This window comes from Comamonas composti DSM 21721 (assembly GCF_000429845.1).
Classification (GTDB): domain Bacteria; phylum Pseudomonadota; class Gammaproteobacteria; order Burkholderiales; family Burkholderiaceae_C; genus Comamonas; species Comamonas composti.
The window spans coordinates 22,008-29,092 of sequence record NZ_AUCQ01000042.1 but is presented as its reverse complement, the minus strand read 5'-3'; the positions used below and the strand labels follow the sequence as shown (position 1 = coordinate 29,092).

The 7,085-nt window shown below is 52.9% G+C and carries 6 protein-coding genes and 4 pseudogenes; 8 read left to right on the top strand and 2 right to left on the bottom strand.

All coding sequences use genetic code 11. From position 1 onward, the window contains the following. A pseudogene (locus tag G486_RS23715) lies at window positions 1-202 on the bottom strand (IS3 family transposase); the annotation flags it as partial. Window positions 203-228: 26 nt separating this feature from the next. Between G486_RS23715 and G486_RS24085 the strand changes: the two are divergent. The 3 genes and pseudogenes from G486_RS24085 to G486_RS23705 all read left to right on the top strand — a co-directional run. Continuing rightward, window positions 229-498 (top strand): annotated as a pseudogene (locus G486_RS24085) (IS3 family transposase); the annotation flags it as partial. 23 nt (window positions 499-521) lie between these two features. Next, a complete protein-coding gene (locus G486_RS24340; RefSeq protein WP_211233800.1) occupies window positions 522-728 on the top strand; it encodes a hypothetical protein in 207 nt (68 codons plus the stop codon). Further along, window positions 725-1,243 (top strand): ankyrin repeat domain-containing protein, encoded by a 519-nt coding sequence (locus G486_RS23705; protein ID WP_084455374.1) that lies wholly within the window; start codon window positions 725-727, stop codon window positions 1,241-1,243. The genes G486_RS24340 and G486_RS23705 overlap by 4 nt, the downstream gene beginning before the upstream one ends. A 128-nt stretch (window positions 1,244-1,371) precedes the next feature. Here the strand turns inward: G486_RS23705 and G486_RS22590 are convergent. Then, a pseudogene (locus G486_RS22590) lies at window positions 1,372-1,817 on the bottom strand (transposase); the annotation flags it as partial. Between the two features lie 176 nt (window positions 1,818-1,993). Here G486_RS22590 and G486_RS24805 point away from each other — a divergent pair. From G486_RS24805 to G486_RS24615, 5 genes and pseudogenes are all read left to right on the top strand, one after another. Then, a complete protein-coding gene (locus G486_RS24805; RefSeq protein ID WP_156920066.1) occupies window positions 1,994-2,215 on the top strand; it encodes a hypothetical protein in 222 nt (73 codons plus the stop codon). 264 nt (window positions 2,216-2,479) lie between these two features. After that, entirely contained in the window at window positions 2,480-2,719 is a 240-nt protein-coding gene (locus G486_RS24075; RefSeq protein WP_169728607.1) for a hypothetical protein, read from the top strand. A 69-nt stretch (window positions 2,720-2,788) separates the two neighbouring features. Continuing rightward, window positions 2,789-3,757, top strand: a pseudogene (locus tag G486_RS22585) (IS5 family transposase). 395 nt (window positions 3,758-4,152) lie between these two features. Next, the gene (locus G486_RS23700; protein WP_084455370.1) at window positions 4,153-4,713 is read left to right on the top strand and encodes a tetratricopeptide repeat protein; all 561 of its coding nucleotides are present in this window, start codon (window positions 4,153-4,155) and stop codon (window positions 4,711-4,713) included. A gap of 450 nt (window positions 4,714-5,163) precedes the next feature. Then, window positions 5,164-6,945, top strand: coding sequence for a pseudouridine synthase (locus G486_RS24615; RefSeq protein WP_245587349.1), 1,782 nt, complete (start codon window positions 5,164-5,166; stop codon window positions 6,943-6,945). Window positions 6,946-7,085 lie beyond the last annotated feature (140 nt).

The window sequence follows — 7,085 nt, the reverse complement described above, 5'->3', positions numbered from 1 at the left end:
CCCGTGCCAATAGTTCCTTGTGCATGCGGGGCCAGCCATATTCGCCTTTCACCTCGGCGTGGATTGCACGGATGTGCACCAGCAGGGCTTGCTCACTACAGTGCGCACCTTTGCCTGTGTCCGCAACACCACGCCGGCGTTGCCAGCTGCAGTACCCGCTGACGCTGACCTCCAGCAACTCGCATGACAGGCGCACGGGGTAAGCACTACACTTTGCGGGGGCAAGATCATGGCCGGATCAGCGAGGTGCTCCATCAGACACGGTTCGCCTCAGCAGCCCAGTTGGAGGCGATGTTGATGAGCTATGTGAAGACCTATAACCATCAAATTCCACAGCGAGCGCTCGATCATGTCTCACCGGTTCAGGCCTTAAAGAGCTGGTATCGGAAAAAGCCCGAGTTGTTCAAAAAGCGGGTTTATAACCAATCGGGACTTGACAGCTTAGCTCTCTCTCCGCAGCCATCGGGGCCGAGTTATGCAACAAAGCCTACCCGATAGGAAAAAATGGCAAAGCGCAAGGGTTGTCATTAAATATAAACCCTCATGATCCATTTATTCAAAAATATGGCGGTGCTTTCCCTGTAAATAGTTTGCCAAATGGATTACAAGTTATGCAGTCAGGAAATACAAATCATTTTGTTGTTGCTCCAGCCAATCCGATGACGTTCGAAAGTTACCAGAAACTTCTTAGTGAAATTCGTCTTGGATCATTTAATTTAATTCCATGAGTAACAAAAAATCAATTGACGAGTTAATAAATATTATTTCATTGAGCAGAGAAAGGATTAATTATCGATTAAATGAAATATATGACTTAGATGAGCCCGGCTCCAGCGGAAATACTCTTCTTATGGCAGCTTCAGCTGGAGGTCGGCTACTGGAAATTCAGCTCCTTCTTGAAAAAGGTGCCTCCATAAATGCGACCGGGCACTATAATTTAACAGCGCTTCATGAAGCATCTTCAAATGGGGAGCGAGGCGCAGCAATATTATTAATATCAGCTGGAGCCAATGTCAATGCCGTAACGATACAAGCAGTAACGCCGCTGATGTGTGCTGCAGCGTGGGGATATTATGAGGTTGCCCAAATATTACTAGACGCTGGCGCTGATTTAAATAAAAAAGACAAAATGGGTGCAAATGCAATAGATATTGCCCAAGAAAAGGGGGAGCTGCATACAGTATTTTTTTTAAAAAATATGAGCGGTCTCAAGCTTGAAGTGCAACACCTGAATCCCAGGTGATTTGCACAGATGACCTCCCGATATACGCACTTGCAGCCAGAAGAGCGCCTCACGGTAGCTTCTGGGAAGCTCCAAAAACCATTGTTTTTAGCGCAGTGAAGGCCATCCAGAGGCATTTATTGCCTCTTCTATCCACCAATGCTCCCTAGTAGGCGAACCTCGCTCTTTGGGGGCCTGCTCTTGTAGAACGCATCCACCTCGTTTTCAGAAACATGGCCAAGCGCTTGAGTTTGTAGCAGGTGGCCATCATGGTCATGGCCACCGTGGCACGGGCCTGGCCGATGTTACTAATGAGCTTGCCGCCCGTGTGACGCATTTGAGCAAACGGATGCTCGACACGGGCTCGGATTTTGGCAATGCGCTTGTTGCGCTGTTTCTGACATTCGCTCAAGGGCTGGCCAGGCTTGGCTTTGCGCTGGATGTGTTCACGATAGCCCAGCGTCTTGAGCATTTCGCTGCGCTGCGCGCTGGGGTAGCCCTTGTCGGCATAGGCATCGCGGCTCGTGTTGTGCTCGTCGAGCACCTCGTCAAAGTGCGTGCTGTCGTGCTCGCTGGCCGTGCCGGTGACGATCTTAGAACCATCCCTTTCAAGGTGTTGGAGAAACCAACATCATCTGCTTCCATTTGCACATCAAAACATCAAATTCATTACGGAGTCTGCTTAAAAAAAGGCAGCTGAATGCCAAATTGTTGTTGGTTGACGGCTGATGTAGGCAGGATCAGGACTTCGTGGCAAAGACCTTGAAAGGGATGATTCTAATAAATAAAGAAGATAGTTTCTGGAGAAAGTGGCAAAAGCGCTACGATGAGGAGTGTGAGGCAGATGAGACCGATGAAGGGAGTTCTTGTCCAGAATGTACAGCTGCCGCTGCGGTTGCAGCTGGTTATCTTTTATATCGTGGAATTCGAATAGTTCCATCTTTACTTCCGCCATTGTGGTGGACACTTCCAAGTAATATTACGGTACCATAGGCGGATAAAAATGGAAATATCTAATTATAAAGAAAGACTTTCCGATGCAATTAAAAAAAAGAAAATCCGATATATTAATGATTTGTGCTTCGATATTGAGAATGACCAAATCTTGGTAGAGTTTTGGCCGGAAGAATTGTCGAGATTTGTGTTGTCTATTTTTCAAAATTCATCGATAACTTCTCTGAGAGGGAGTGATTGTTTTATTAGATTGATACATCATGATTTTGAAAAAATACCTATTTTTTGGAAAAATGAAATATTTTGGATAAAAATTTGGATGATTTTCATGATGAAATTATGCGACACTCTGTGAGTGATTTTATCGCTAGAAATTATGAATTTAATGTATCTTTTCCAATTTTTTTAAAATGGGCACATCATGGAACAAAATATAGATTACATGCAGCACAAGTCGGTTTTGAAGTTTTAATAATGTCAAGATCTCTTTCGAGAAAAGATACTTCTCTGGTGAGGAGTGAATTGAAAAAAATCATCGAATAATGGTGGCCATTCTGAGGCGTTGTTCCACCCACTACAGGGACTTCATATCTACGTGACGCATCCCGGCCCATGCAGCAATCTGATCTCGGCCTGAGTCTCTCCCTCAAGAAGACACGCAAACGCGAATTCCTCGAACAGATGCAGCAGGTCGTGCCGTGGAAGGACTTGGTGGCGTTGGTTGCGCCCTACGCCCCGAAGGGCGCCGAGGTCGGCCACCGTTTCCTGTTGAGATGCTGCTGCGTATTCACTTCATGCAGCAGTGGTTCACGCTCAGTGATCCCGCCATGGAAGAGGCTCTGCACGATATGCCGTTGTTTCGGGACTTCGCCGGCCTGTCATGGGACAGTGCCACACCAGATGAGAGCACCATCCTGCGCTTTCGCCATTTGCTGGAAACGCACAAGCTGGCCGAGGAAATTCTGAAGATCGTCACGGACTTGCTGGTGAGCAAAAAGCTGCTGCTACGCACAGGCACCATCGTGGATGCCACGTTGATCGCTGCCCCCAGTTCCACCAAGAACAAGACCAAGTCCCGCGATCCAGAGATGCACCCAACCGAAGAAGGGCAACCAGTGGTACTTCGGCATGAAGGCCCACATTGGCGTGGACGCAGATTCTGGTTTGGTGCATACCGTACGAGGAACCGCTGCCAATGTTGGCGATGTCGTGGAAGCCAACAGCCTGCTACATGGTCACGAAAGTGATGGATATGGCGACGCTGGCTACCAGGGGGCTGACAAACGTCTGGAGCTGCGTTGGCATATCGCCATGAAACGCAGCGAGCGCAAGGCTCTGGATCTGCAGCAGCCGATACATGCCTTGCAAGAACAGCTTGAACGGGTCAAATCCAAGATTCGGGCCAAGGTCGAGCACCCATTCAGAGTGATCAAACGCCAGTTTGGCCACACCAAGGTTCGCTACCGAGGTTTAAAAAAGAACACCCAGCAACTGTATACCCTGTTCGCCTTGGCAAATTTGTGGATGGCCCGTGCCCGCTTGCTGGTGAACGGCCCCTCCAAGCCTGTGATGGCTACCTGAAAAGACAAGATGCCCGCGAAGCGCGGGCATCTTGGGAGTTATGGAGTGTATTACAGGAGGCTCGTTCAGGCGCTACCACGCTTGGATTCGCTTTATGCAGAGGTTCCTAGAGGGAAGGGACCAGTTGTACCAAACCCTAATAAAAAACCAGCACCTGAGCATAGAGTTCCCTCGGGGATTCGAGAGAGAAATACAGGACACCCAGAAGGGGAGGAACATAGCCGAAAACCCAAAGGCTCTCCCAGAGCTCGAGGATCAAGAGGCGCTGGCTTCATTACCTCTGAATTGATATATATGTAGTAGAGTACTTATTGCTACTGCTTTATTATTTACACCATCGCCATTAGCTTGTAGTGAGCTGCCAGAAAATTGTGAGGCAAGAAAGCGTCGATCAAATGACGGTTCAGCAGAATAAGATAATTATAGTGAATAATATGGTGTATGAAAATATATATCACAACATGAGAAGTGGACGTTATGAAGAAGTCCTCGAAAGAATTCTTGATTTCAAATCTGGAAATTTAAAATTCCCATTTGAAAAAAATGCGAATCATGCTTGGTATTGCGTGGGGGATGCCTATTTTAAGCTCGGGAAATTTTCTGAGGCCTTAAAAGCTTTTCAACGTGCAAAAAAATCAGATTCTTCCGATGCAATGTGCTTTCTTGCACTCGGTAACTCCTATGATGCTCTTGGACGTCCTAAGCTCGCAGAGCGAATGTTCCGAAAAGCTTTAAATATGGATTTAGACGAATACTATCGCGCTTCAGCATTTTTCAATTTTGGAAATGCATTATATGATCAGAAACGATATGAGGAGGCAATTGAAATTTATAACCACGTTAGGAAAAGAAAAGATCTAATAGGAGAAAAAGCACGCAGAAATATATTTTCTGCTAAATTGAAAATCAATAATGAACAGGGAAATAAGATGAAGTCAAATGACATTAATGAATAATTTGTCGTAATTTAGATGATTATAGAGCTCCGGATGATTGCATATATGAAAACGCTATCCGCTGCTCATTGCACGCAATGTACTTTGTGAATTTGTTCAATTTTTGCAATCAATTGGAGCCTGTGGTGCAAATCGCTCTGCACAAGAGCGCCCATATCACACCTGCTGTACCCGTCGAGATTGCAGCCAGCAATGAGTCTGTGTGCGGGCAGATTTGCAGCAGATGCAAGGCGGCTCCGTTTGAGCTCTTCGTTGATGCGAGCATTGAAGCGCATTGACCATGCCAGTGGTTTGTGGGTGACGTGTTGAAATGAATACGCTTGGGGTCGGGCTTACGCTGCCAGCGGGTCAGTTTGTCCATCAACTCCCGCCAGCATGGCCTTGCACCCCACTCGTATTGGGGGTTGAGCCGGGCGGGGCGGGGCCGGGCCGCGCGACAATGGCGGTCTGATGTCATCCAATCTTCCCCCCAAATCCGGCGCATCCGGCGCCGATAGCTCTCCCGCGACTGCCGATAGTTCGGCGCGCCCTGTGTTGCGCGCTCCGGCAAAGCCGCAGCGTGATGCCCGCGATGGCCGGCCGGGCGAGTCCCGTGGCCGCCCCGATTCCGGTCGCTCCGAATTCCAGCGCGGGCCGCGCGATGCTCGTGGTGCCCGTGACGGCGGTCGCGATGCGCGTGATGAGCGCGAACGTGGTGGCGAGCGTTCCGCGCGCCCGGGCAGCGGCTTTGGCCGTGCGGACTCGGCGCGTGACTATCCGCGCGAGGAACGCCGCGATGGCCCGGGGCGTCGCGATGGCGGCCAGGGCCAAGGCCCGCGCGATCAGCGCCCACGTGGCGATTTCGGCGATCGCCCGCGTTTCGAGCCGCGTGGCGATGGCGGCCCGCGCTTTGAACGTCCTCGCTCCGAATCGGGTCGCGGCCAGGGCTTTGGCCGTCCGTATGCCGGTCCCGGAGATCGTGAGCAGCGCGAGCAGCGTTTTGAGCGTCCGCGCAGCGAGCGAGGGGAGCGTGGTGGCAGCGAGCCGCGCCATGAGCGCCCGCGTGCCGACTGGAGCGAACGCGGTGATCGCGGCGCTGCGCGTGGTGCAGCCGGTGGTTATGGCGATCGTCCTGAACGCGGTCCGCGCGATGAGCGCCGCGAGGATCGCCGGGATGGCGGCCGTGGCTTTGGCCCTGCAGGTCGCGACGGCGCCCGTGGCGAAGGTCGCAGGTTTGAGCGTGACGATCGCCCCGCACGGCCTGAAGGCCGGCGCTTCGAGCGTGACGAGCGCAGCGCTCCGCGCGGTGATCGCAATGAGCGCCGTGGCGGCCGCGATGCTCGTGATGGTGCTCAGCAGCAGCCAGGGGCTTTTATCTCCGAGTCCGTGCGCCGGCCCATGACCGGGATTCGTACCTACCGTCCGGCGGCCGATGGTTCGGACCGCGCGATTCCCGTCAAGCGCGCGCCCGAACCCCAGGTCGGCCATGACCAGCGTCCGGGTGCGATTCGCATCAACAAGCGCATTGCCGACATGGGCATGTGCTCGCGTCGCGAGGCCGATGAGTGGGTGGAAAAAGGCTGGGTGCGTATCAACGGCGAGGTCGCCGTCATGGGCCAGAACGTGGTGCCCGGCGATCGCATCGAGATCGACGATCAGGCCAGGCAGTTGCAGGAGCAGCAGGTCACGATCCTGTTGCACAAGCCCATGGGCTATGTGAGCGGTCAGGCCGAGGATGGACACGAGCCCGCCATGGTGCTCATCAACCCTGACAACCACTGGAACCAGGACCGCAGCAAGACGCGCTTCAATTTCTCCCAGCTCAAGGGCCTGGCGCCTTGCGGGCGGCTGGACATTGACTCCGTGGGCCTTCTGGTGCTGACCCAGGACGGACGCGTGGCGCGCCACATCATTGGCGAGGATTCCGAGATCGACAAGGAATACCTGGTGCGCGTGAGCTTTGGCGATCGCGATGTGGATGTGCAGTCGGTGTTTCCTGCCGAGCGGCTGGAGTTGCTGCGCCATGGCCTGGAGCTCGATGGCGAGGCCTTGAAGCCCGCCCAGGTGGACTGGCAAAACCCCGAGCAGCTGCGCTTTGTGCTGACCGAGGGCAAGAAGCGCCAGATTCGCCGCATGTGCGAGCAGGTGGGCCTGCATGTGGTGGGCTTGAAGCGCATACGCATAGGCCGTGTGCTGCTGGGCAATCTGCCCCAGGGGCAGTGGCGCTATCTGGCGGCGCATGAGGGGTTTTAGTTAACACCCCCTGAGCTGCTGCGCAGCTTCCCCGGCTCTCTTCGCGCGGGGGACGACAGCCTCGCGGCGGGGCGGCCCTTGCTCGCTGTCTCTGGCCTTGGGCCGTGCCGGTTTTCTGCCTCATGGGCCTCAGCCGGAAT

Coding starts and splice junctions, on each gene's coding strand:
- G486_RS23705 (WP_084455374.1), top strand. CDS start 725: ATGAGTAACAAAAAATCAATTGACGAGTTAATAAATATTATTTCATTG.
- G486_RS24805 (WP_156920066.1), top strand. CDS start 1,994: ATGATTCTAATAAATAAAGAAGATAGTTTCTGGAGAAAGTGGCAAAAG.
- G486_RS23700 (WP_084455370.1), top strand. CDS start 4,153: ATGACGGTTCAGCAGAATAAGATAATTATAGTGAATAATATGGTGTAT.
- G486_RS24615 (WP_245587349.1), top strand. CDS start 5,164: ATGTCATCCAATCTTCCCCCCAAATCCGGCGCATCCGGCGCCGATAGC.